This window comes from Rhodococcus sp. NPDC057529, assembly GCF_042802055.1.
Taxonomy (GTDB): domain Bacteria; phylum Actinomycetota; class Actinomycetes; order Mycobacteriales; family Mycobacteriaceae; genus Rhodococcus_F.
In genome coordinates, this window is record NZ_JBHVEY010000019.1 from 1 (window position 1) to 22,726 (window position 22,726).

Here is a 22,726-nt window from a genome sequence, read left to right on the forward strand (position 1 = left end):
TGACTACAATCACCACCGACCCCATACCGGGATCGGCGGCAACTCACCCATCGACCGCGTCGGCGTTCACAACGTCCCCAGGAATTACAGCTAGCCTGGTCGGTATGGAGGCACGGGACCTACGCGTATCGGATGCGGAACGGGAACACGTCGGCGAACTGCTGCAGCGGGCGGTGGGCCAGGGGATGCTCTCGCTCGGGGAGTTCACCGAACGGATGGACACGGCACTCGCCGCGAAGACGCGCGCGGAGCTGAACGTCGTCCTGGTGGATCTGCCCGGGATCCAGTTGATCTCCGAGTTCACGCCGCCGCCGTACCCCGACCGGCCGTACGTGTCCCGCCCGGCGCCGCCGGCGCCGCCGGTGCCGCCGACCGTCCACCGGTCACCGGCACCGCCCCCGGGTGACGTCGTCCGGGGCCGGATGTCGTCGGTCAGCCGCACCGGCTCGTGGAACGTTCCCCCCGCCCTCGAGGTGAACACCCGGCTGTCGACGGTGACGCTCGACTTCACGCGCGCCGTGATGTCCACGCAGGTGGTGCACGTGACGATCGACGATTACGCGAGCACGATCTCGCTGGTCGTTCCGGAGGAGGCGACCGTCGACCTCAACGGCGTCGAGACGGTCGGCGGTTCCGCGACCAACAAGGTGCGGACCGGCCCTCCCATCGGCCCGCTGCACCTCGTCGTCCGCGGCAAGGTCCGGTTCGGGAGCGTGACCGCCAAGCACCCCTTCGGCACGTCGATCCGCCGCATGTTCGGGTAGCACGACGCAGGTCCCTCGAGTAGGCCTACTCATGTGTGGGCGCCGTCGCCGCAGGACGATTGATCCATGTCCACACCTGGTATTCCTTCGGTCGACCCCCGGCTCGTCGCGCAGCTCTCCGGCGACTTCTCGGCGCTCGGTCAGCAGATGCGTCACGTGGGTGAGAACCTCGCCGTCCTGCAGGCGCAACTCGCGAGCGTCCCGCGGCCCCAGCCCCAGCCCCAGCCCCAACCACAGCCCCAGCCGGTGCCGGCGCCGATGTACCGGCCACCGGTGGCGCAGACTGCCCCGGTGCCGCCCCCACCGGCCGTCCCGTATCCGCCGGCTCCCGCGCCGCGGCCCCGGGTGGTTCGCGAACCCTGGTGGCAGCGCGACGGGATGATCAGCCGTGTGCTCGCCGTCGCGGGTGTCGCCGTCACCCTGATCGGTGTGGTGATGCTGCTCGTGCTGGCCGCGCAGGCCGGATTCTTCGGCCCCGAGCTGCGCGTCGTGGCGGGCGGGCTGTTCTCGGCCGGTCTCGTCGTCGCCGGTGCCCGCGTCTTCGGACGGCCGGGTGGCCGGGTCGGCGGGATCGCGCTCGCGGCGACGGGTATCGCCGGCGCCTACCTGGACGTCGTGGCCGTGGCGGTCGTCTATCACTGGCTGCTGCCGGTGCTCGCGATGGTCGTGGCGCTCGGGATCGCGGGAGCCGGTGTCGCACTGGCGGTCAGGTGGGGTTCGCAACCCCTCGCCCTGCTCGTGGTGGCCGGCGCCGCGGTGCTCGCGCCCGTGCTCACCGACGGCATCACGCTCACCCTCATCGGTTTCCTGTTCGTCATCCAGGTCGCCAGCTTCCCGGCGCAACTCGGCCGCGACTGGCTGTACCTGGCAATCGCGAGGACGTGCCCGGTGGTGATCGCACTGGTGATCGCGATCGCGAACGCCGGGCTCTACGACCGGCCGGAGCGGTTCTGGTTGCTCGCCTCCGCCGCACTGGTTGCCCTGTTCGGACTCGTGTCGTCGATCATCCTGCTGCGCAGCAACTCCCGCGACGTCACCGCGACCGCGATGATCGTCACGACGGCCGTCCCGACGCTGGTGATCGGCCATCTCTTCGACCGGCCCGGGCCCACGCTGATCGCCCTGGCGCTGGCCGCCGCGATGTTCGCCGCATTCGCCGGGGCCCGGTCGCTGCCGAACCACGCCCGGATCGCGCTCGCCGGCGTGGGTGCCCTCGCGCTGCTCGAAGCCTGCCTTCTCGGGTCGAGCGAAGACCTCGCACCGCTCGTGCTGCTCGGGGTGGCGGCACTGTTCCTCACCGTCGGCGGGCAGGCGGAGTCACGAATCGCATACGCCGTCGGTGCCGTCTTCACCGTCGTCGGCGGGCTCGCCTTCGCGATCACCGCGCCGCCGTCCGTCCTCGTCGACGAGTACCGGGCGCTCGACGCGCTCGGGGTGACCACGGTGCTGTCGTCGCTGGTGCTCGCGGGAACGGTCTTCCTGTTCGTCTGGTACGCGCACGCACTGAAGCTGCTGAGCACCGCCGACGCGCAGCCGTGGTGGGTGCTCGCCGGGCTGGTGATCCTGTACGCCGTCACCACCGCGACGGTGTCGGCGGGGACGGCGCTCACCGGGACGTCCGCAGGCTTCATCGCCGGGCACTGCGCCGCGACCATCGCGTGGATGGCGGCGGCGACGGCGGCCCTGGTGTTCGGACTGGCCCGCCGCGACTACGCCCACACTGCGCTCGGCGTCGGACTGGGACTGACCGCCGCGGCCCTGGCCAAACTGTTCCTGTTCGACCTGGCCACCCTCGACGGACTGTTCCGCGTCCTCGCGTTCCTGGTGGTGGGCCTGCTGTTGCTCCTCGCCGGCACCCGCTACGCGCGTGAATTCGCGGAGCGGGAGGCCGGGCGGGGAACGCCGAACGGTTCCGTCAGCGCCGGTTCTGCCGAGCGATGAGTTCGCTGACGCTGACGGCGTTGCCGTCGTCGGCGCGGTGTCTGCCGCTCGAGGCGTCGTCCGGATCGACGGGCGGCTCCTCGGCGCGGCGGCGCGAGCCGTTGGCCGGGGCACCGTTGGCCGGGCTCCCGTTCGCAGGCGCGCCATTGGTCCGCCTGCCGCCGTTCACCGGCTCCGCAGGCTCGGCGGCGCGACGCCGCGACGGGATCGGCGGCACCGGGCGGGCAGGAGACGACTGGGGGGTCTCCTGCTCGTACGGTGCCGGCACCGAGCGCGGCGAGCGCGTGGGCAGTGACGGCGCCGACGCACTCGGTCGCGGTTCGGCGGGCGAGGAGATCGGCCGCGGTTCGGCGGCCGACGTCGACCGGAGGTCGGCGAGCCAGCTCTCGATGGGACGCGACTCGGTGGCCGGACCCGGGGCGGGGGCCGCCGCCGGGCGGGGCCGGGGAGCGGGACGCGACTGCGGTGCGGGCCGCGGCGCGGGACGGGACTGCGTCGGGGCCGGACGCGGGGGAGCAGGCTGCGGCAGCGCGGTGGTCTGCGGTTCCGCGGCCGGCTCCTCGATCTCCACCGGCGGCCGGGCGGGCCGGCCGGTCGCCGACCGCCGGGCCTCGTCCTGCGCCTTGCGTGCCTTCGCGTCGTCCTCGGACATCTTCGCGGCCAGCGCCCGCGCGGTCACCAGCGGGATCGGTTCGGTGAGCGGCTCCGGCTTCCGGGGTGCGGGCGGTGCCGCGAGCTTGCGCGGCGGCGGGACGGCCCCGATCGGGGTGAGCTCCGGGACGTCGGTGGGCATCAACTCGTTGTCGAGGATGGGCTCACCGAGGCCCGTCTTCTCCTGGATCCGCTTCATCCACGCCGGCGCCCACCAGCAGTCGTCGCCGAGCAGCTTCATGGTGGCGGGGACGAGGAACATGCGGATGAGGGTCGCGTCGATGATGAGCGCGGCGATCATGCCGTAGGAGATGTATTTCATCATCACGAGTTCGGAGAACCCGAATGCGCCGGTGACGACGATGAGGATGAGCGCGGCCGCGGTGATGATGCGGCCCGTGTGCGCGGTGCCGATGCGGATCGACTCCGTGGTGCTGGCCCCCTGCGCCCGCGCCTCCACCATGCGGGAGAGCAGGAACACCTCGTAGTCGGTGGACAGGCCGTAGACGATCGCGATGATCAGCACCAGCACCGGCGACATGATCGGTCCGGGGGTGAAGTTCAACCACTCCGAACCGTGACCGTCGATGAAGATCCACGTCAGGATGCCGAGCGTGGATCCGAGGCCCAGCGCGCTCATCAATGCCGCCTTGATCGGCAGCACCAGGGAGCCGAACGTCAGGAACATCAGCAGCGTCGTCAGGAAGAGGACGGAGATCACCATCGTGGGCAGGTGGTCGAGCAGTGCGGCGATACTGTCCTGTTCGATCGCCGGTGTGCCGCCCACCAGTACCTGCACGCCGTCCGGACTGTCCATGGCGCGCAGATAGTCGATCGTCGGTTTGGACTCGTTGCGGTCGACGAGGCCCGCCTTGAGGACGACCACGCCGTCCTTGGCCGCGCCTTCCGGGGTGAACCGTTCGATCAGGCCCGGTGCGCCGCTGGCTTCCTTGATGATCTGGCCGAGCGCCTTGTTGTCGGCGTCGGACACGACGAGCTTGACCGGTTCGGTGCGCAGGTTCGGGAAGATTTCGTCGAACTGTTCCTGCGCGGCGCGGGTCGTGCTGTCCGGGGGCAGGTAGGTCTCGTTGATGCCACCGAACTTGATGCCCGTCAGCGGCACGATCAGCAGGAGCAGACCGACGACGATGGGAATGGTGACCTTGAGCGGGTTGCGCATCACCCAGCGGGTGAGCCGGCCCCAGATGCTCGCCTCGATCTCCTCGGTGTTCTTGGTCTGACGGAAACGTTCGAGGCTGAGGGCGTCGACGCGCTTGCCGAGGATGCCGAGGATCGCGGGCAGGATCGTGATAGACGTCAGAGCGGCGAGGCCGACGGTCGCGATGGCGCCGTAGGCGACGGATTTCAGGAAGCCCTGCGGGAACAGCAGCAGACCGCCGAGGCTGGCGACGATCATCGTCGCCGAGAAGACCACGGTGCGGCCCGAGGTCATCACCGTTCTGCGGACGGCGGAGCGGGTGTCGTACCCCTCCGCCATCTCTTCTCGGAACCGGCTGACGATGAACAACCCGTAGTCGATGGCCAGGCCCAGCCCGACGAGGGAGACCACCGGCGCGACGAACGAGTTGACCTCGGTGAAGTTGGTGATCAGACGGACGATGCCGTTGGCGCCGACAACGGTCAGGCCGCCGATGATCAGCGGCAGCGCCGCGGCGATGACACCACCGAACACGAAGAACAGCAGGATGCCGACGGCCGGGATCGCGAGGAGCTCCATCCGCCGGATGTCCGTGGCCATCGTGTCGTTGAGCGCACCCGAGACGGGCTGGAGACCGGCGAGTTGCACGTCGACGCCGTCGATGTAGAACTCGTCCTTGACGTCGCGGAAATTGGCCGTGACCTCGGTGTCGTTGTCGCCGACGATCGCGATGCTCTCGATCGCGTGCTGCTTGTCGGCGTCCGCGGCGGACGCCAGCTGCGGTGCGGTCCCGACCTTGAAATAGCCGCCGTTGATCTTGAGGATCTTGTCCGGGTGTTCCGCGGCCAGCCGCTCGAGGTTCGCGACGACCTTCGCCTGGAACTCGGGGTCCTCGATCGTCTTGCCCTCGGGGGCCGTGTAGAGCGCGACGACGTCGCTGTTGGTGTCGCGCCCGAAGGTGCCGTCAGCCAGCTTGGCGGCGGCGACCGACTCCGAGCCCGGATCGTCCCAGCCGCTCTGGCTGAGATGCTTCTCGAGGCCCAGGCCGTACGCGGCCGAACCGAGCAACAGGGCAACCATGATGCCGATGACGGTGAATCGGGCCCGGTAGACGACGCTTCCCCAGCTCGCGAACACAGATCAACTCCTACTCGGCAGCACTCTTCCGCCCGACGAGCAGGGCGGAAAGCGGTCGGAACGGCTGCAACCAGGCACCCTCGTCGGGCAGTGTGTCGAGGCTGACCCGAGGCAGTGGCTCCCGGAACACGCCGGGGATGTCCTCGAGATCGACGAAGTCCAGAAGGTCGGACGCGACCGCCCAGCTGGCGTGCTCGCGGAACCCGAGTATCTGGACCGGAATGCCGGTCGCGGCGATGTCCTCCAACGGTTCGCGAAATGCTTGACCGTCGGCGGAGGCGACCATGACACCGGCCAGCCCCTCGCCGTGACGAAGCGCGATGTGGTCCAGCATGTCGGAGTCGACGTCGCTGTCCTCATCGATCTTCGGCTTGGCGAACACCGCGAATCCCACATTACGCAAGGCTTCGACCCACGGTCTCACGACATCGGCGCTGCCAGCCGCGATGTTGGTGAAGACCGTCGCCTCGGGTTCGAGTGTGTCGGTGCCGGACGCGGACAGTTCCGCCGTTCGGGAGAGCAGCCAGCGGCCGAGTGCGTCGAATCGTGGCCGGTAGGCGGCCGTGGGCCTGCCGCCGAGGATGGCGCCGAGACCCATGTCGAGGTTGGGTGCGTCCCAGACGAGAAGGACCCGCTTCTGGTGGCGCCCGTCACGTGCACCCACCACGGGAGATCCTGACGACACCGCGGTGCCTGCCGGGGCGGTGCCGGCTGTGTCGGTGTACTGCTCGCTGACGCTCATGACCTGATCTTCCCCCAAATCAACTCGGTGATCGCACTGCCGACCTGGTGGGCCTTGTCCTCGAACTTCGTCACCGGACGCTCGTGCGTCATGGGTGACTCCCAGTCGAGGGAGGTCAGGAGGGGTTCCGCGTTGCCTGCCTCGGCGATGGCCTCGGCGTACTCGGCGTGATCTGTTGCGACATGCAACACACCGCCGGCCTTCAGCCGACTCGCGATCAGGGCGAAAGTGGGGGCCTGCAACAGGCGCCGCTTGTGATGGCGGGCCTTCGGCCACGGGTCCGGGAAGAAGACACGGACTCCGGTGAGCGATTCCGGTTCGATCATGTTCTCCAGGACATCCATAGCGTCGCCGCGCAGGACCCGGATGTTCGGGATCTCGTCCCGTTCGATCTGTTGGAGCAACTGTGCGAGACCGGGCCGGTAGACCTCGACGGCCATGAGGTTCACGTGGGGTTCGGCCTTCGCCATCGCGGCGGTGGCGGTACCCGTGCCCGAGCCGATCTCGAGGATCAGGGGCGCGTCCCGGCCGAACCACGACGGCGCGTCCAGGCGATTGTCCGAGACGTCCGCGCCGATCACAGGCCATTGCCGGTCCCACGACTCCTGCTGGGCGGCGGTCAGAGCGCCCCTGCGCGAGCGGAAACTTGTCACCCTCGGGTGGAGACGGGACCCCTTCGAGTCCTTCGTCTGCCCCTCCTCGGGGACGGCGGGTGCATCCTGATCAGCGTGGTTCACCGGACCATTGTCACGCATGAGGGGCGTTTCTGGCATACGGGTCTGAAGTTCACCTTGAGACTTTTTCGGTAATCCGGTGCCCAGCCTGCACGGTTGCCCACGCCGATCCGGTGCGGGTCTGACAGAATCGGCGCGGGACGAAGGGGGGTGACTGCGTCATGGGCACTACAGAGGCCGGGGGCGGAGAACTGGCGGATCTCGCCGCAGAAGTAGCGGCACTGGACGAGGTCGCCGGCGACCGCGTGCGCGCCGCCGTTGTGGCGTTCGGGGCGCCGATCCGGGTGCAGACGGCCGGTCGGGCGGGTGTGGGCAGGTCGACCGTGGCCGCCGCGCTGGCCGCCGGTGGCCTCGCCGGCGCGGTCGTGGAGGAAGCGGACGCCGTCGACGTGCCGGGCGCGCCCGACCCGGTGCTGGACGGCGACGTCGTCGTCTATGTCCTCGTCGAAGCGGTGCGCGACGCCGACCGGGACGTCGCGCGGAACCTGGACCCGGCGCAGGCCCTGTTCGTCCTCAACAAGGCAGACACGGTGGGCGCGTCGCGCGTGCCCGCCGACGCCTGGGCGACGGCGACCGCGCGGGCCGCCGAATGCGCGGAGGAGGGCGGCCTCCCTGCTCTGCCGTTGATCGGCACGCTCGCGACTGCAGGGACGTCGTCGGAGTCCGGGATCGGCGCGGTGTCGGCCGCGGTCGCCGACCGGGTGGCGCGGGCGCGGGCGCGCCGCGGCGAGATCCTGCTGAACATGCTGCGGTCGGAGGCCGCGCGCAGCCTCGCGTCCCGCGACGTGCTGGAGCGGTATCTCTCCGGCGACCACGCGGTCGCTCTCGGCGCCGCCGCGGCCAGGCTCCACCTCGCCGACTGCATCGCGGAGGAGCCGGAACCGCCGCGCACCGCCGCGGACGCGGGCCGGTGCGCGGACTGGTGGCGGGCGCAACTCGCCAGGCAACCGACGGCCCGCAGGCGCCGGGCGGTCGTCGACATCCGGCGCCACTACGTTCGCCTCGGACGGCAGCTGAGCGGCAGCCCCGGAACGTGACGAGACCGCAGTTGTCCGATCTGCCCGCCGAGACCGTCGACGTGGTGAAACGATGGAACCCGGACGCCGTCGCACGCCTGAAGTCCGGGGGACCCGCGCAGCGAGGTGTCTTCGTGGCGGGGCCGCGGCGGGCCGGCAAGACCACGCTCGTGCGCCTGCTCCGTTCGCTCGACGCGTCCGCGCTCGCGTTCGTGGAGGATCCGCTCGACGCCGGGGTGGTGCTGATGGTGCTCGACGCGGCGGCGGCACTCGGACGGGAGGAGCTGTCCGTTCTCGACGTCGTCGCGCGACCGGCGTGCCCCGTGGTCTTCGCGCTCACCAAGATCGATGTCCACCGGGACTGGGCGGGCGTGCGCGACCGCAACCGAACCCTGCTCGCCCGGCACGCGGCGCGTTTCGCCGACGCGGAGATCCACCCGGTCGCTGTCGGCGGATCCGGGGTGGAGGCGCTGCTCGGGGCACTCCTGCGGGCCGCCGGGGACGGGGACCGCGACACGCGTCCCGCCATCGAGGCGGTGCTCGAGCAGACGCGGCGCATGATCGCGGCCACCGCCCGGTCCGTGCGGGAGACCGAGCCCGGCGCGGAACTGCGCGCCGAGCGCGTACGCGCGCTGACGCTGCGGGACGGCGGGCGCACGGAACTGATCGCGCAGCTCCGTGGTCAGGTCCAGCTGGCGAAGGTCGAGTTGCTGCACGAGGTGGCCTCCCAGGTCCGCGCGGCGGGAGCGTCGGCGCGTTCGGAGATCGGCCGCGCAGGCCGCGGGACCCTCGCGGGTTATCCCGACCGTCTTGCCGAGATCGTGCGCGAGAGAAGTGGAGCGGTCGACGCCGCGGTGACCGCGCGCCTCGACGACCTGCGGGCACGTGCCGGCGTCGTCGCGTCCGATCCCGAGGCCGCCGCTCCACTGCCGCAGCCGGCGGCGCCCGAGGGGCCCGAACCGCGGCACCGCGGACTGGAGGACCGGATGACGATTCTGATCGGTGCGTCCGCCGGGCTCGGTCTGGGCAGGCTGGTGGTGTCGCCGCTGTCGATGGTTCCCGCGCTCGACATCGCGAGCATCCCGCTCACCCTCGCGCTCGGAGCCGTCGCGGCGTGGTGGCTGACGCGGTCGCGCGCGCACGTCGCCGAGCGTGCTCACGTGCGGCAGTGGGCGACCGAGGCGCTGGTGCACGTGCGGTCCCAGTGGGAGCAGTTCGTCCTGGCCCGGTTGCTGGCGGCGGAGACCGGGGTGAGCGAGGCGATCATCGCCGAGAGCAGGGTCGCCGCCCGGGAGGTGGACGAGCGGGTCGCGCAGATAGACGGTGAACTCCGCCGGCTGACCGCGCGACGGAGCGGGCAGTTGTCGTCCTGCGAACGCGACCTCGCGGCGGTCGACCGGGGACTGCAGGAGGTCCGCAGGCCGGCCGGGGAACCGAATCGCCGCGGTGAACGTCTGAATACATAGGTGTCCGACCGCTGTTCGCCCACTTTCATGTGGGATCGTGTTGAAATATCTTGATATGTCTTGCTTTGGGCGGGAAACTGGCCCGAAATACGAAGGGAGACCGCGGTGGCGACGACTGAAAGTTTTCTGGTCCCGGACGTGCCGGACCTCGATCCGAACACGTTCGGCCCCGATTCCGGGGCGGTCGCGCTCACCGATCCCGCCCACGACATCGACGGCGACGGCGTCCTCGACACCCAGACCTTCGACGCGGGCGACGCCGTCGTCATCGCCTCCGACCTCGACTCGGACGGCGACGCAGACCATCTGACGTTGATCCACGAGGACGGCGCCTACGCGTCGTGGGAGTTTCGCCGCGACGGCGACGGCCTCGTGCACTGGGAGCAGACCGATGGTGGGACTCTCGGCAACGGCTGACCACCCCCGAAAACCGCACTCCAGACGCAGGAAAGGCTCCTGGCAGGGCTACTGAATCGTTTCTGTGACCATTCCAACCGCACCCGATTCCCCGAGATGGGACTCGCGGCGTTAACCTCTAGGGATAGGACACCCGGCGCCCGCGTCTTCCATGTGGCATGGACGGCCTGGCTGGACCCCGCCGAGAGGGGAAATCGGACCGTCTGGCACACGCTGCGAGGTTCTCTCAGCGGACGGCAGATGGTCCGGTTCCGGCTCACCCCAGGAGAGTTTGATGACCTCAGCGACCATTCCCGGTCTGAACGGAACTGACGGCACGCCCCCCACGGAGCACAGTGAGCTGCTCGCCTGGGTTCGAGAGGTTGCCGAACTCACTCAGCCCGACCGCGTCGTCTTCGCCGACGGCTCGGACGCAGAATGGGATCGACTGACCGAGCAGCTCGTCGCGGCGGGCACGTTCACGCGCCTCAACGACGAGAAGAAGCCGAATTCGTTCGTCGGCAACTCGGACCCGTCGGACGTCGCGCGCGTCGAGTCTCGCACCTACATCTGCTCGCGTGAGGAGATCGACGCCGGGCCCACCAACAACTGGATGGATCCGACGGAGATGCGGTCGCTCATGACCGACCTCTACCGCGGCAGCATGCGCGGACGCACCATGTACGTGGTGCCGTTCTGCATGGGCCCGCTCGGAGCCGACGACCCGAAGCTGGGTGTCGAGATCACCGACTCCGAGTACGTCGTCGTCTCCATGCGCATCATGACGCGCATGGGCACGGCCGCGATGGAGAAGCTCGGCAAGGACAAGCCGTTCGTGAAGGCGCTGCACTCGGTCGGCGCACCTCTCGCGGAGGGTCAGGCCGACGTCCCGTGGCCGTGCAACGACACCAAGTACATCACCCACTTCCCCGAGGACCGCGAGATCTGGAGCTACGGTTCCGGCTACGGCGGAAACGCCCTCCTCGGCAAGAAGTGCTACTCGCTGCGCATCGCGTCGGCGATGGCCCACGACGAGGGCTGGCTCGCCGAGCACATGCTGATCCTCAAGCTGATCTCCCCGGAGGACAAGCCGTACTACATCGCGGCCGCGTTCCCGAGCGCGTGCGGCAAGACGAACCTCGCGATGATCCAGCCCACCATCCCCGGATGGCGCGCCGAGACCCTCGGTGACGACATCGCGTGGATGCGCTTCGGTGAGGACGGCCGCCTGTACGCCGTCAACCCGGAGTACGGCTTCTTCGGCGTCGCGCCGGGCACCAACTACGGGTCGAACCCGAACGCGATGAAGACGCTCGAGGCCGGCAACTCGCTGTACACGAACGTCGCGCAGACCGACGACGGCGACGTCTGGTGGGAGGGACTCGAGGGAGACCCGCAGCACCTCGTCGACTGGAAGGGCAACGAATGGACGCCCGAGTCGGACGAGAAGGCCGCGCACCCGAACTCGCGTTACTGCACCCCGATGTCGCAGTGCCCGATCCTCGCCCCCGAGTGGGACGACCCGCAGGGTGTGCCGATCTCCGCGATCCTGTTCGGCGGACGCCGTAAGACCACGGTTCCGCTGGTCAGCGAGTCCTTCGACTGGCAGCACGGCACGTTCCTCGGTGCGACGCTGTCGTCCGAGCAGACCGCTGCCGCCGAAGGCGCCGTGGGTACCGTCCGCCGCGACCCGATGGCCATGATCCCGTTCATCGGCTACAACGCCGGCGACTACCTGAACCACTGGATCAACCTCGGCAAGCACGCGGATTCCGAGAAGCTGCCGAAGATCTTCTACGTCAACTGGTTCCGTCGCGGCGACGACGGCCGCTTCCTGTGGCCCGGTTTCGGCGAGAACTCCCGCGTGCTGAAGTGGATCGTCGACCGCATCGAGCACAAGGCCGGCGCCGAGTCCACTCCGATCGGATTCGTTCCGACCGCAGCCGATCTGGAGCTCGGCGGGCTGGACGTCAACGCCGACGACGTCGACGAGGCACTCAAGGTCGACGTCGACGAGTGGAAGCAGGAGCTGCCGCTCATCGAGGAATGGTTCGAGTTCCTCGGCGAGAAGGTGCCCTCCGGCATCCGTGACGAGTTCGAGGCTCTGAAGCAGCGCCTGAGCTAGTCCCTCCCCGGTGACCGAATGTCACAGTGGTTCAGTTCGCCTGAACCGCTGTGACATTCGTCGTTTCGGGGGAGGTTCCTGCAGTAAACGCATACCATTCGGTTTGTAAAAGCCTCGATTCTCGAAGCTCGCACGCGACGAAAGGATTGCAGATGCAGACAGGGACCAGCAGGGGCATGAAACGACTCGCCGGAGGGGCCGCACTCGCTGCCGCAGCCGCCGCCACCGTAGCCATCACCATGCCGGCGACCGCTTCCGCAGCGACGGAAGTGCAGCCTCCCACCGTGGTGACCGCGGTCGACGGAAGCACCCTCGACATCACCGTCACCAACCCCAACGTCCTGAATCTGCTGGACGCGCAGTCCTGCGGCGCCGTGGCATTCGACGCCACCAAGCTGCCCGCCGTACTCGCGGATCCCACCGTCGTTCTCGAACCGGGATTCGTCGCGTGGGCCACCAACCCGATCGACCGCGTCCTCGCGAACGCCACGGGCGACGCGGTCAAGACGTTCACCACACCGGAACTTCCGGACGGCGCCTACGCGGTTCTCGGCGAATGCCTGTCGCTGACCACCGTCGCCAACCCCCAGACCACGATGCCGCAGATCGTTCTCGTCGGCGGCCCGCTCGGTGGGGTCCAGTTCGGCAGTTAGGCGCTTCGCGCTCGTGAGTGGTTGAGGAGTCTCTGGACTCGTCAACCACTCACGGGCGGCGGAGCCGCCTACCCCGTGTAGCCGGGCGGCATGAGGACGGACTTGGTCTCGCAGAACGCCTCGAGCCCCTCCGGTCCGTTTTCGCGGCCGATGCCGGAAGCCTTGTAGCCGCCGAACGGTGATCCCGGATCGAATGCGTACCAATTGATGGCGTAGGTGCCGGTGCGGATCTGCTTCGCGACGGCGAGACCGTGGTCGATGTCGGTGGTGTACACCGAGCCGGCGAGTCCGTAGTCGGAGTCGTTGGCGATCTTGATCGCCTCGTCCTCGGAGTCGTAGGGGATCACGGACAGCACGGGTCCGAAGATCTCCTCGCGGGCGATCGTCATGGAGTTGTCGACGTCCGCGAAGATGGTCGGCTCCACGTACCACCCCTTGTCGAGACCATCGGGACGGCCGCCGCCGAGCACCACGCGGGCGCCCTGTTCCTTGCCCTTGGCGATGTAGCCCTCGACGCGGTCGCGCTGCTTCTCGGAGATCAGCGGCCCGAGTTGCGCGGCCGGGTCGGACGGATCGCCGACGGCCATGAATCCGGCACCCGCCACGAGGGCGTCCAGGACCTCGTCGTAGCGGGACCGCGGGGCCAGGATCCGGGTCTGCGCGACGCACGCCTGCCCGGTGTTCATCAGCCCGGACATCACCAGCATCGGCATGGTGGACGCCAGGTCGGCGTCCTCGAGGATGATGGCCGCCGACTTGCCGCCCAGTTCGAGGGAGCAGCGCTTGAGGTTCTGCGCGGCGATGGCCCCGATCTTGCGGCCGACGGGACTGCTGCCGGTGAACGTGATCTTGTCGATGCCGGGATGCGACACCAGGTATTCACCGGTCTCGGCGCCGCCGGGCAGCACGGAGATGACGCCCTCGGGGACCCCGGCCTCGGCGAAGATCTCGGCGAGAACGTGTGTGGAGAGCGGGGATTCGGGTGCGGGCTTGAGCAGCACGGTGCAGCCGGCGAGCAACGCCGGGGACAGTTTGTTGACGGCCAGGAACAGCGGGACGTTCCAGGCGAGGACCGCGGCCACCACACCGACCGGCTCCCGCAGTACCTTCGTCTGGCCGAACACGCCGGTGCGGGTCTGCTCCCACTCGAATTCGTTCGCGAGACCGGCATAGAAGTTCAGCGTCGCGAGCGACGGCGTCTGCTGCATCATCCCGACCATCGCGGGCGGCTGACCCATCTCCGACGAGATCAGCGCGTTGAGTGTCTCGCCGCGCTCCTCGATGAGCTTCGCCGCCTTCGCGAGGATCTCCCCGCGCTCCGCGGGAGTGGTCTGCGGCCACGGACCTTCGTCGAATGCCCGCCTGGCCACGGCGACGGCGTCGTCGATGTCGGCGGGCGACGCGACGGGACAGCTGCCGATCAGTTCCTCGGTGGCCGGGGAGAACACTTCCAGCACCTGGTCGGTGGCCGGGGCCACCCATTTGCCGCCGATGTAGAGCTTGTCGTAGTCGGTCATGAGTCCATTCCTCGTGTCGTTCCCCCGGTCAGGAGGCGGTGTCGGTGAAACTGTCGAATCCGTATCGTGCGTGTGGGCCGATCGCCGCCACCTCGAACAGCCCGGTTCCGACGACGGTCTCGCCGCCGTCCTCGAGCCGGAATCGGGTGAGATTGTCGACGGGGCAGAACATCCGGAGTCCCGGCTCGATCTCGGACGCCCGTTTGCGCAGTCCCTGCACCACGAGTTCGCCCTGCCACATGCCGTGACGCCAGTCGGCCTCGAGCCCGTAGCCGGTGCCGATGCCGATGTAGTTGGGAACCAGCAGGTCGCAGGTGACGGTGACGACCTCGCCGGTGGGCCGGTGGAAACTCAGCGACGCCGACGTGACGTCGCGCGTCCCGGGCTCGAATTTCAGCTCGTGTTCGGGTCGGCCCAGCCATTCGGGTTCGCGGTCGGCGTCCGGCCAGATGCGGACCGCTTCCTCGACGATGCGCCTGCCGAGTTCGTCCTCCTGCAGGACGACGGAGACGGCGTAGTCCTCGAACTGCATCACCGAGTAGATCCAGAAGAAGTTCTGGATCCCGTCGACCGCCCGCCGTCCGGGCGGCTCGGACTCGCCGACGGGGCGCACTCCCCACGACCGGTCGCGGTTGCCGCGCCAGGTGTCGGGGGTGACGGGGCGGCTCTGCCCGTCGATCGTGAGTTCGCCTGCCCAGGTGCCGGTCTGGACGAAGCGGCTCGTATCGAACGTGACCCGCTCGAGTTGCCTGCGGAAGTGGCGGGGCTCGAGCGTCGCGGGGATCGCGCCGTCGAAGGTGAGGTCGAAGGAGAGGTCGTAGTCGCCCGGTGCGAGCACCACGCGCAGGCGCTGCAGCCCCTCGAGGACCTCGACGCGGAACGGTCCGACGGTGCTGTCGGAGCGGTCGTGGCCCAGTGCGGCCGACCCGCGGACGACGATGTGGTCGTCGCCGCGGCGGAGCACCGCGAATGCGTCCGTGACCCCGAGGTTGGGGTACTGGCCGAGACCGATGATGAGGAACAGGTCGGACTCGTCGGAGGGATAGCAGTTGAAGTAGTAGCGATCGTAGAAGTTGCGGTCGGACGTGGCGACCCGTCGGATGGGTTCGGCCACCTGATGGATGGGGTAGTCGTCCATCGGGGACAGCGGGTTTCCGGCGTAGTCGGCGGTCATCGGATCTGCTCCCAGTACGTGCCGTCGAGCATCGCCTCGAGCGAGGCGCGGTGCATGATCATGTCGTCCGGGTCCTCGGGGGCGACGGCCTGACCGAAGTGGATGGCGCGCTCCTGAATTCGCAGCATGATCGTCGCCTGCCGCAGGGCCGCGTAGGCGGTGTAGTACTCGAGATCGCGGGGCGCGTGGCCCGTCAATTCCTCGTACAGGGCGGCGAGGTCGTCGAGGCGCAGGAAGTCGGGCATCCCGTCGAGTCCGGCGGCCGCGGCGATGTCCTCGAAGAACCGGTGCAGGTACGTCATCCAGCCCAGGTCGAGTTCACGGGGCCCGAGCGTCGCCATCTCCCAGTCGAGGACGGCCACGGGCCGGAAGTCTTCGAACATCATGTTGCCGATCCGGGCGTCGCCCCAGCAGAAGACGGCGGGGGAGGAGTCGTCGGGGAGGTTCTCCTCCATCCACGCGAAGCCGCGTTCGATCAGCGGGGACCGGGGGCCGGACCGCGTCGTCCATTCGTAGTAGTCGCGTTGCTGCCGGATGTGCGCGGCGAGCGCCTCGGAGACGGTGGGGCCGGCGCCGGGCAGTCGCAGGAACGCGAACCGCTCCCACGGCCGGTCGATGTCGTGCAGTTGCGCAAGCACTTTCACGGCGCTGTGCTGCAGCAGCGCGCGTTGCTCCGCAGTCGCCTCCGTCACCCACGACCCGAAGTTGTAGGGCATCACGTCCGGCGGGACCAGCCCGGACACACGGGCCATGACGAAGAACGGGGCGCCCAGCGGCCCGGGATCGGGCTCGGACCAGTAGACGACCGGGACCGGGACGGCGGAGTGTTCCCGGACCTGCGCCATCGCCCGGAACTGTCCGTCGAGGTCGTAGTCGGGGAAGACGGGCATTGTCGTGTCGGCGGGCGCGACCCGCGCGACCAGTGGGTGCACCTCGCCCGACCAGGTGGCGTCGAACAGGATGGTCTCGCTCGACATCCCGTTGGCGTCGGGAAGGTGGACGTGGGTGACCTCGGGTGCGGCGTCGGAGGGCACTTGCGCGGCGAGCCAGCGTTGCAGCGCCTCCCGCAGCACCTCCGGATCGCGACGGGAGTCACTGGGCCTGGCAACTTCGGATTGGTGATCGGAGTCGTCGGCAGATCGGGTTGCGCTCGTGCTCACGGTCACCTCCTCTCCTGAACGTGGTGTGACCCTGAACACTAGAACACGTTACAGAATTTCGGAACAGGTGAGGAGATTCCGCGCTGTCAGCCCTCGCCGCCGGCCAGGACCGCCGCCCCGACGAGCGTGCCCGAGGCGCCGAGTTCCGCGGGCACCACCGTCAGATCGGCGATGAAGGACAATCGGGCGTGACGGGCCGCTGCCCGGCGCATCGGGTCCCACAACGGCGGCCCGGCCTGCGCGAATCCTCCGCCGACCACCGCGAGATCGACGTCGAGCAGGGCCGCGGCCGACGCGATCGCCTGACCCAGTGCGGTACCCGCGCGGTCGAGGGCGGCCACCGCGACCTCGTCGCCGTCCGCGGCGGCCCGCGCCAATTCGACGCCCGTGCTCCCGCGCCATCCGCGGGAGCGGGCCCAGCGCACGGACGACGGTCCGCTCGCGACCGTTTCCAGGCACCCGACCCCACCGCACGTGCACGGGTCGGTCCCGCCGGGAACCACCAGGTGACCGATGTGTCCCGCGTTGCCGGTCCGGCCGGAGGCGATCCGGCCGCCGAGGATCACCCCGCCGCCGATGCCGGTGGACACGACGAGGCTCAGCAGGTCGGGGGCGCCGCGACCGGCGCCGTGGCGATGCTCGCCGAGCGCGGCCGCGGCGCCGTCCATGGCCAGTCGCGCGGGAACGCCGGGGAAGAGGTCCTGCACGGCGCCGACCAGGCCGAATCCGCCGGCCCACTCGTCGATGTTGATCGGCGACACGGTGCCGGCGACCGTGTCGACCGGGCCGGCGCAGGCGATGCCGACCGACGTGATCTCCGCGCCTCCCGCGACCTCGCCCAGCAGGGCGGCGCAACAGTCCGCGACTCCGGTCGCCGGCGTGGGGGTGGTCACGGGGTGCGGCACCGTGCCGTCCGCGTCGACGATCCCGGCGGCCATCTTGGTGCCGCCGATGTCGAGTGCCAGCGCGACCACGGTCAGCGCTTCCGCATCACGAGAACGAGGTTGCTCACCAGGAACTCGCGCAGTCCGGGGACGCGCACCATCCACCACGCCCAGCGCGGATGGTAGCGGGGGAAGGCGGCCAGCAACTCCGCGTCCGGGGTGTGCCGAGCCCACCGAAGCCCTTCGGCCGCACCCACTTTGAACAGCGACACACCGTAGCGGTTCTTGGGTTCCCGGCCGTTCCTGCGCAGGTAACGGCGGGCGGCGTACTCGCCGCCCAGTGCGTGCCACGGCCCGGTCTCGTGACCACCGAACGGGCCCCACCACAACGTGTACGACAGCACCATCAGGCCGCCGGGTTTCGTCACGCGGATCATCTCCTCCGCCATTGCCCACGGTTCGCTGACGTGCTCGGCGACGTTGGACGAGAAGCAGATGTCCACCGACGACGTCCGGAACGGCAGCGCCAGCCCCGACCCGCGCACGGCGCCGCCCACCGCGAGCCCCGCGGCGTGCATCTCGGACGGATCCGGTTCCACGGGAACGTACCGGGCGCCGGCCTGCTGGAACACGTCCGCGAAGTAGCCGGGGCCGCCGCCGACGTCGAGGACCGTCGTGCCGGTGAGATCCGCGTCGGTCAGACCACCCCACAGGTCGCCGATCAGTTCGACGGAGTCGCGGGCGAGGGCGCCGTAGAACAGGTCGGGCGCGGTCTGTTCGTGCCGGAAGTCGCTGAGCAGGCCGAACGACCTCTTCAGGGTTGCCCGTCGACCGAATCGCCGGGTCACGGGAGGCGTCGTCACGAGACTGAACCTTAGCGAGTGCCGCCGCGGGGACGGCAATCCGTTCGCGGTGGCTGCAACATCGGGCGGAATACGACCGATAGGGTGTTCGGGGACTACCGCGCGGAACGTCCCGCCCCGAGACCACGAGTACCGCACCGACCACAGGAGTACATGAACGTGCGAGAGGTTCTGCTGCTCTGCTGGCGCGACACCGGTCACCCGCAGGGTGGCGGCAGTGAGCGGTACCTCGAGGAGGTCGGCGCCCAGCTCGCGGCGCGGGGAATCAAGGTCACTCTCCGCACCGCCGGTTACCGCGGCGCCGCCAAGAAGGAGACCGTCGACGGCATCGAGATCAGCCGGGCAGGCGGACGGTACAGCGTCTACCCCCGCGCCCTCGCCGCGATCGCCGCAGGCCGGCTCGGGTTCGGGCCGCTCCGCGGCATCCGGCCCGACGCCGTCATCGACACCCAGAACGGCATCCCGTTCTTCTCCCGCGTCGTCGCCGGCGCGCCCGTGACGCTGCTCGTCCATCACTGCCACCGCGAGCAGTGGCCGGTGGCGGGCCGGTTGATGGGCAAGATCGGCTGGTGGGTGGAATCCCGGCTGTCGCCGCGCACGCACCGGGACGACCAGTACCTCACCGTGTCACTGCCGTCCGCCGACGAACTCGTCGAACTGGGAGTGGAGCGCGAGCGGATCGCGGTGGTGCGCAACGGCGCCGACGACATCCCCCTCGGCGTCGACATCGGCGGCGCCGACACGAGGACCGCACACCCCAGCGTGTGCGTGCTGTCACGCCTGGTGCCGCACAAGCAGATCGAGGACGCCCTCGAGGCCGTCGCCGCCCTGCGCCCCACCATCGCCGACGTGCACCTCGACGTCATCGGCGGCGGCTGGTGGGAGCAGAACCTCCGCGACCGCGCGCACGAGCTGGGCATCGGCGACGCCGTCACGTTCCACGGGCACGTCGACGAGACCCGCAAACACCAGCTGCTGTCGCAGTCCTGGGTGCACGTGATGCCGTCCCGCAAGGAGGGCTGGGGGCTGGCCGTCATCGAGGCCGCGCAGCACGGCGTCCCGACCGTCGGCTACCGCAGCTCCAAGGGGCTGACGGATTCGATCGTCGACGGCGTGACCGGTGTTCTGGTCGGCAGCGCGGAAGCGTCGACGGCCGATGTCGCCGACCTGACCTCGGCGGTCAAGACGCTCCTGCTCGAGCCCGAGACCCGCACGGTGCTCGGCGAGAAGGCACGCGTCCGGGCGGGTGAGTTCTCCTGGAAGCACACCGGGAACGGCGTCCACGAGGTGCTGGCGGGCACGGCCGCGGGCCTGCGCACGTCAGGGCTGGTGTCGCCGGCGCCGGCGCGTCCGGGGCTCGAGCACGCCCGCGCCGAGTAGACCACCGGCCAGCAGCATCGCCCACAGCACGTGGGCCGCGATGACGGTCGCGCGAGCCCGTGGGGTCGCCTCGTGCGGCGCGACGTCGCCGTCGACGCGGTACAGCTCCAGATGCTCGTCCGAGAACCGTCGCTCCAACCCGGACAGGGTGGTCGCGGATTCGCCGCGCGGTCCGGGCGTGTCGCGCTCGACGAGGACCCATCGGACGCCGAGTGACGCGAGATCGGCCGGGGAACCGCCGGTGAGCAGCACCCGTTCGACCTGCTGCGCCCGGGACCCCTCGCCCTCGACGCTGCCGCCTGCCACCACCAGTTCGCCGGTCTGCAGGACGTCCTCCGGCAGCATTCGCGGGGCGGGGTCCAGGACGGGAGCGGAACTGCCGTAGGGGAACTTGCGGAACATGCCGGTGGGCAGGACGGCGACGTCCCCGCTGTCCGGGCCCACCTCCAGTTCGGTGGCCACCTGCTGCCACGACGGCGGATAGCGGACCGGGCGCAGGGCACCGCCGACACCCCACGCGAGGTCGGGAAGGGCGAGCAGCACGATCAGGACGGCCGACACCGACCAGGTGACCGGGCGTCGCAGCACGGCGGCCGCGGCGGCGAGCGCGTACAGCGGGGCCGCGAGTGCCACCCACTTCTGCGCGTCCCGGAGCAACCCCGCCCCGGGGACGTGCTGCACCATCCATCGGCCGGCACCCAGTCCCCACGCCGTCGCGCCGAGCGTCGGCAGCAGCACCGCGAGCAGTGCGAGCACGGTCAGCGCCGCCACCGCGGGGTGCCGTCGACGCCGCCACAGCGCAGGCAGGCCGCACAGCACGACACCGAGCAGCAGGACCGTTCCGGCGAGGGCGAACAGCGTGGTCCGGGTCTGCGGGACGGCGGTCTCGTTCCACACGCCGCCGAGCCCGGCGAGACTGCCTAGCGTCGCCAGACCCGGTTCGGCCCGGGCCGCGAACGCCGCGACCCCGGCCGGATCGGAACCGTCCCCGCCGCCGCCGGACAGCGCCGTGGCCACCAGCCACGGTGCGCTCGCGGCGAGGAACAGGCCCAGCGCACCTGTCAGACGGAGGCCTCGGGCGGAGCGTCCACCCGGGCAGGCGAGGACGGCCAGCGCCGTCACCGCCGCGAGCAACACCCCGGTCGGTGTCAGACCGGCCGCGGCGAGGCAGGCCGCGAGGGCGAACCACCCCTGGCCCCGGCCCCGCCGGATCGCGACGGCCGCGCACACCGTCCACGGCAGCGCCGCGTACCCCGTCAGCAGACTCCAATGGCCCTGCAGCAGTCGCTCGGCGACATACGGATTCCACACCGTCACCGTCACGGCCACGAGTTGCGGTCCGAGCCCGGCGGTCGGCAGGACGGTCCGGACCATGCGGGCCGCGCCCCAGCCCGCCGCCCACAGCGCGAGCAGGAGAATCGCCTTCACCACCAGTCCGCCGTCGACGAACGCACTCAGTGCTGCCAGGAGGGCGTCCTGCGGCACCGCCCGCGCGGCGGCATCCGTGAGACCGAGCGCCGAGTCCATGAGATACGAGCGCGGAGTGCTCACCGCGTCACGCAGCAGCAGGTACCCGGGACCGAGCAGCGGACCGAGGACGAGTAACGCCAGGACGAGGCTGTAGACCGCCGCCACGAACGGTGCTCGGCGCCGGACGGTCATGGGCCGTCACGATACGTGGTGCATCGACCCGGCCCGCACGGCACGTAGTGCATCATGGGCGAATGCCACGCCAGACCCTCACCAGCTCGGCGGTCGCCGGGGTGACGATGGTGACGGCGGGCTCGATGACCGCGAATATTGCGTCCTACCTGCTTGCCTGGGCGGCGAGCCGCTGGCTCGGCCCGGCCGGCTACGGCGAGTTCGCGAGCCTGCTGGCCGCCCAACTCGTCCTCGCCGTCCCCGCGCTCGCACTGCAGACCGTCGTCGCCCGCGAGGTGGTCCGGGGCAAGGGCGCCCACGCGGTGCGACTGCTGGGGTACCGCTGCGCGCTGATCGTCGCGGTCGCGGCGACGCTGCTCGCGCCCCTCGTGTCGTTCGCCCTCGACACCGGGATGCTCGCCACGTTCTCGGCGCTCATCACGGCGCCCGTCCTGGTCCTGCTCGCCACCGAACAGGGACTGCTGCAGGGTTCGGCGCGGTTCGGCCCGCTCAGCGTCGTCCTCGCCGGAGCCGGAATCGCGAAGGTCGTTCCCGCGGTCGTCGTGCTCGCCGTCGGCGCCGGGCCGGGATTCGCCCTCGCCGCCAGCGCGGTCGGCACCGGCCTGGCGGCCCTGTGCGCGCGACTGTTCGCCGATTCCGGGATCACCGGGGAATCGAGCACCCGGATCGGCGTCGCGGCCGTGCTGAAGGCGTCGCAGGTGCAGTTGGCGCTGATCGCGCTGTCGTCGATGGACCTCGTGATCGCCCGCATCGTGCTCAGCAACGACGACGCAGGCCTGTACGCGCTGGGTGCCGTCGCCACCAAGGCCGCGTTCTGGCTGCCGCAGGCCGTCGGGGTGGTGCTGTACCCGCGGATGGCGAATCCCGTGCACTCCGCGCAGGCGATCCGCTCGGCGCTCGCCGTCCTGGTCGGACTCGGCGCGGTGCTCGTCGCGGGTGTCGCGGTGGCCGCCCCCCTCGTCCCGCTCCTCGTCGGGGACGCGTACCGCCCCGTGCAGTCGCTGCTGTGGCTGTTCGCGCTCCACGGCGCCTGCCTGGCCGTCCTGCAGGGCGCCCTGCTGTCCGCCATCGCGGGGGAGCGGACGCACCTCGCCGTCATCGCCTGGATCGGTCTCGCCGTCGAGATGACCGCCATGCTGGCCCTCGCGTCCACGATCGGGCAGTTCATCGCCGTCGCCGTGACGGTCGCGTCGAGCACCGCCCTGATCGCGAGTCTCTTCGCCGTGCGCAGCGCGCGACGTGACGCACCCGCGATCTGACACCGGTCCGGTTCGACAGACCCCCGGCACGACAGCCCCGGCA

18 protein-coding genes are annotated in these 22,726 nt (G+C 70.1%); 9 read left to right on the forward strand and 9 right to left on the reverse strand.

Annotated features, from left to right (window positions below):
* Positions 1–104: 104 nt before the first annotated feature.
* Positions 105–764: a DUF1707 domain-containing protein gene (locus ACFU5V_RS30680; RefSeq protein ID WP_378703610.1), complete on the forward strand. Its 660-nt coding sequence runs from the start codon at positions 105–107 to the stop codon at positions 762–764.
* A 66-nt stretch (positions 765–830) separates the two neighbouring features.
* On the forward strand, positions 831–2,705 hold the full coding sequence (locus ACFU5V_RS30685) for a DUF2339 domain-containing protein (protein ID WP_378703611.1): 1,875 nt from the start codon (positions 831–833) through the stop codon (positions 2,703–2,705).
* Here the strand turns inward: ACFU5V_RS30685 and ACFU5V_RS30690 are convergent.
* Genes ACFU5V_RS30690 through trmB form a run of 3 tightly spaced genes read right to left on the reverse strand, consistent with a single transcriptional unit; the run spans position 2,680 to position 7,167 of the window.
* Positions 2,680–5,652 carry an MMPL family transporter gene (locus ACFU5V_RS30690; RefSeq protein ID WP_378703613.1) on the reverse strand — a complete coding sequence of 991 codons (2,973 nt, stop codon included), beginning with the start codon at positions 5,650–5,652 and terminating at the stop codon, positions 2,680–2,682. The two genes, ACFU5V_RS30685 and ACFU5V_RS30690, sit on opposite strands and share 26 nt — an antisense overlap.
* A gap of 10 nt (positions 5,653–5,662) precedes the next feature.
* Complete coding sequence (locus ACFU5V_RS30695) at positions 5,663–6,394, reverse strand: NYN domain-containing protein (protein WP_015888977.1); 732 nt, start codon at positions 6,392–6,394, stop codon at positions 5,663–5,665.
* A complete protein-coding gene (trmB, locus tag ACFU5V_RS30700) occupies positions 6,391–7,167 on the reverse strand; it encodes a tRNA (guanosine(46)-N7)-methyltransferase TrmB (protein ID WP_193384867.1) in 777 nt (258 codons plus the stop codon). The genes ACFU5V_RS30695 and trmB overlap by 4 nt, the downstream gene beginning before the upstream one ends.
* A 122-nt stretch (positions 7,168–7,289) precedes the next feature.
* Here trmB and ACFU5V_RS30705 point away from each other — a divergent pair, with 122 nt between their 5' ends.
* The 5 genes from ACFU5V_RS30705 (at position 7,290) to ACFU5V_RS30725 (ending at position 12,784) form a co-directional block, all read left to right on the forward strand.
* Positions 7,290–8,165 (forward strand): hypothetical protein, encoded by an 876-nt coding sequence (locus ACFU5V_RS30705; RefSeq protein ID WP_378703615.1) that lies wholly within the window; start codon positions 7,290–7,292, stop codon positions 8,163–8,165.
* Positions 8,162–9,610, forward strand: a complete 1,449-nt coding sequence (locus ACFU5V_RS30710; RefSeq protein WP_378703617.1) for a hypothetical protein — start codon at positions 8,162–8,164, stop codon at positions 9,608–9,610. The genes ACFU5V_RS30705 and ACFU5V_RS30710 overlap by 4 nt, the downstream gene beginning before the upstream one ends.
* Before the next feature lie 105 nt (positions 9,611–9,715).
* Positions 9,716–10,027, forward strand: a complete 312-nt coding sequence (locus ACFU5V_RS30715; RefSeq protein WP_378703618.1) for a DUF6802 family protein — start codon at positions 9,716–9,718, stop codon at positions 10,025–10,027.
* A gap of 274 nt (positions 10,028–10,301) precedes the next feature.
* Positions 10,302–12,131 (forward strand): phosphoenolpyruvate carboxykinase (GTP), encoded by a 1,830-nt coding sequence (locus tag ACFU5V_RS30720; protein ID WP_378441735.1) that lies wholly within the window; start codon positions 10,302–10,304, stop codon positions 12,129–12,131.
* A gap of 152 nt (positions 12,132–12,283) precedes the next feature.
* Complete coding sequence (locus ACFU5V_RS30725) at positions 12,284–12,784, forward strand: hypothetical protein (RefSeq protein ID WP_378441732.1); 501 nt, start codon at positions 12,284–12,286, stop codon at positions 12,782–12,784.
* Between the two features lie 68 nt (positions 12,785–12,852).
* Here the strand turns inward: ACFU5V_RS30725 and ACFU5V_RS30730 are convergent, their stop codons facing one another.
* The 5 genes from ACFU5V_RS30730 to ACFU5V_RS30750 all read right to left on the reverse strand — a co-directional run bounded on the left by ACFU5V_RS30730 (position 12,853) and on the right by ACFU5V_RS30750 (position 18,367).
* Positions 12,853–14,301, reverse strand: coding sequence for an aldehyde dehydrogenase (locus ACFU5V_RS30730; protein WP_378703619.1), 1,449 nt, complete (start codon positions 14,299–14,301; stop codon positions 12,853–12,855).
* A gap of 28 nt (positions 14,302–14,329) precedes the next feature.
* Positions 14,330–15,475, reverse strand: a complete 1,146-nt coding sequence (locus tag ACFU5V_RS30735) for a hypothetical protein (protein WP_378703620.1) — start codon at positions 15,473–15,475, stop codon at positions 14,330–14,332.
* Complete coding sequence (locus ACFU5V_RS30740) at positions 15,472–16,641, reverse strand: phosphotransferase family protein (RefSeq protein WP_378703621.1); 1,170 nt, start codon at positions 16,639–16,641, stop codon at positions 15,472–15,474. The genes ACFU5V_RS30735 and ACFU5V_RS30740 overlap by 4 nt, the downstream gene beginning before the upstream one ends.
* 80 nt (positions 16,642–16,721) lie before the next feature.
* Positions 16,722–17,609 carry an ROK family protein gene (locus tag ACFU5V_RS30745; RefSeq protein ID WP_378703623.1) on the reverse strand — a complete coding sequence of 296 codons (888 nt, stop codon included), beginning with the start codon at positions 17,607–17,609 and terminating at the stop codon, positions 16,722–16,724.
* A gap of 2 nt (positions 17,610–17,611) precedes the next feature.
* Positions 17,612–18,367 (reverse strand): class I SAM-dependent methyltransferase, encoded by a 756-nt coding sequence (locus ACFU5V_RS30750; protein WP_378703791.1) that lies wholly within the window; start codon positions 18,365–18,367, stop codon positions 17,612–17,614.
* 174 nt (positions 18,368–18,541) lie between these two features.
* Here ACFU5V_RS30750 and ACFU5V_RS30755 point away from each other — a divergent pair, with 174 nt between their 5' ends.
* Positions 18,542–19,762, forward strand: coding sequence for a glycosyltransferase family 4 protein (locus ACFU5V_RS30755; protein ID WP_378703792.1), 1,221 nt, complete (start codon positions 18,542–18,544; stop codon positions 19,760–19,762).
* Here ACFU5V_RS30755 and ACFU5V_RS30760 read toward each other — a convergent pair.
* The gene (locus ACFU5V_RS30760) at positions 19,703–21,424 is read right to left on the reverse strand and encodes a hypothetical protein (protein WP_378703625.1); all 1,722 of its coding nucleotides are present in this window, start codon (positions 21,422–21,424) and stop codon (positions 19,703–19,705) included. The genes ACFU5V_RS30755 and ACFU5V_RS30760 overlap by 60 nt on opposite strands.
* Before the next feature lie 62 nt (positions 21,425–21,486).
* Here ACFU5V_RS30760 and ACFU5V_RS30765 point away from each other — a divergent pair, with 62 nt between their 5' ends.
* Positions 21,487–22,683 (forward strand): polysaccharide biosynthesis protein, encoded by a 1,197-nt coding sequence (locus tag ACFU5V_RS30765; protein ID WP_378703627.1) that lies wholly within the window; start codon positions 21,487–21,489, stop codon positions 22,681–22,683.
* Positions 22,684–22,726: the final 43 nt, after the last annotated feature.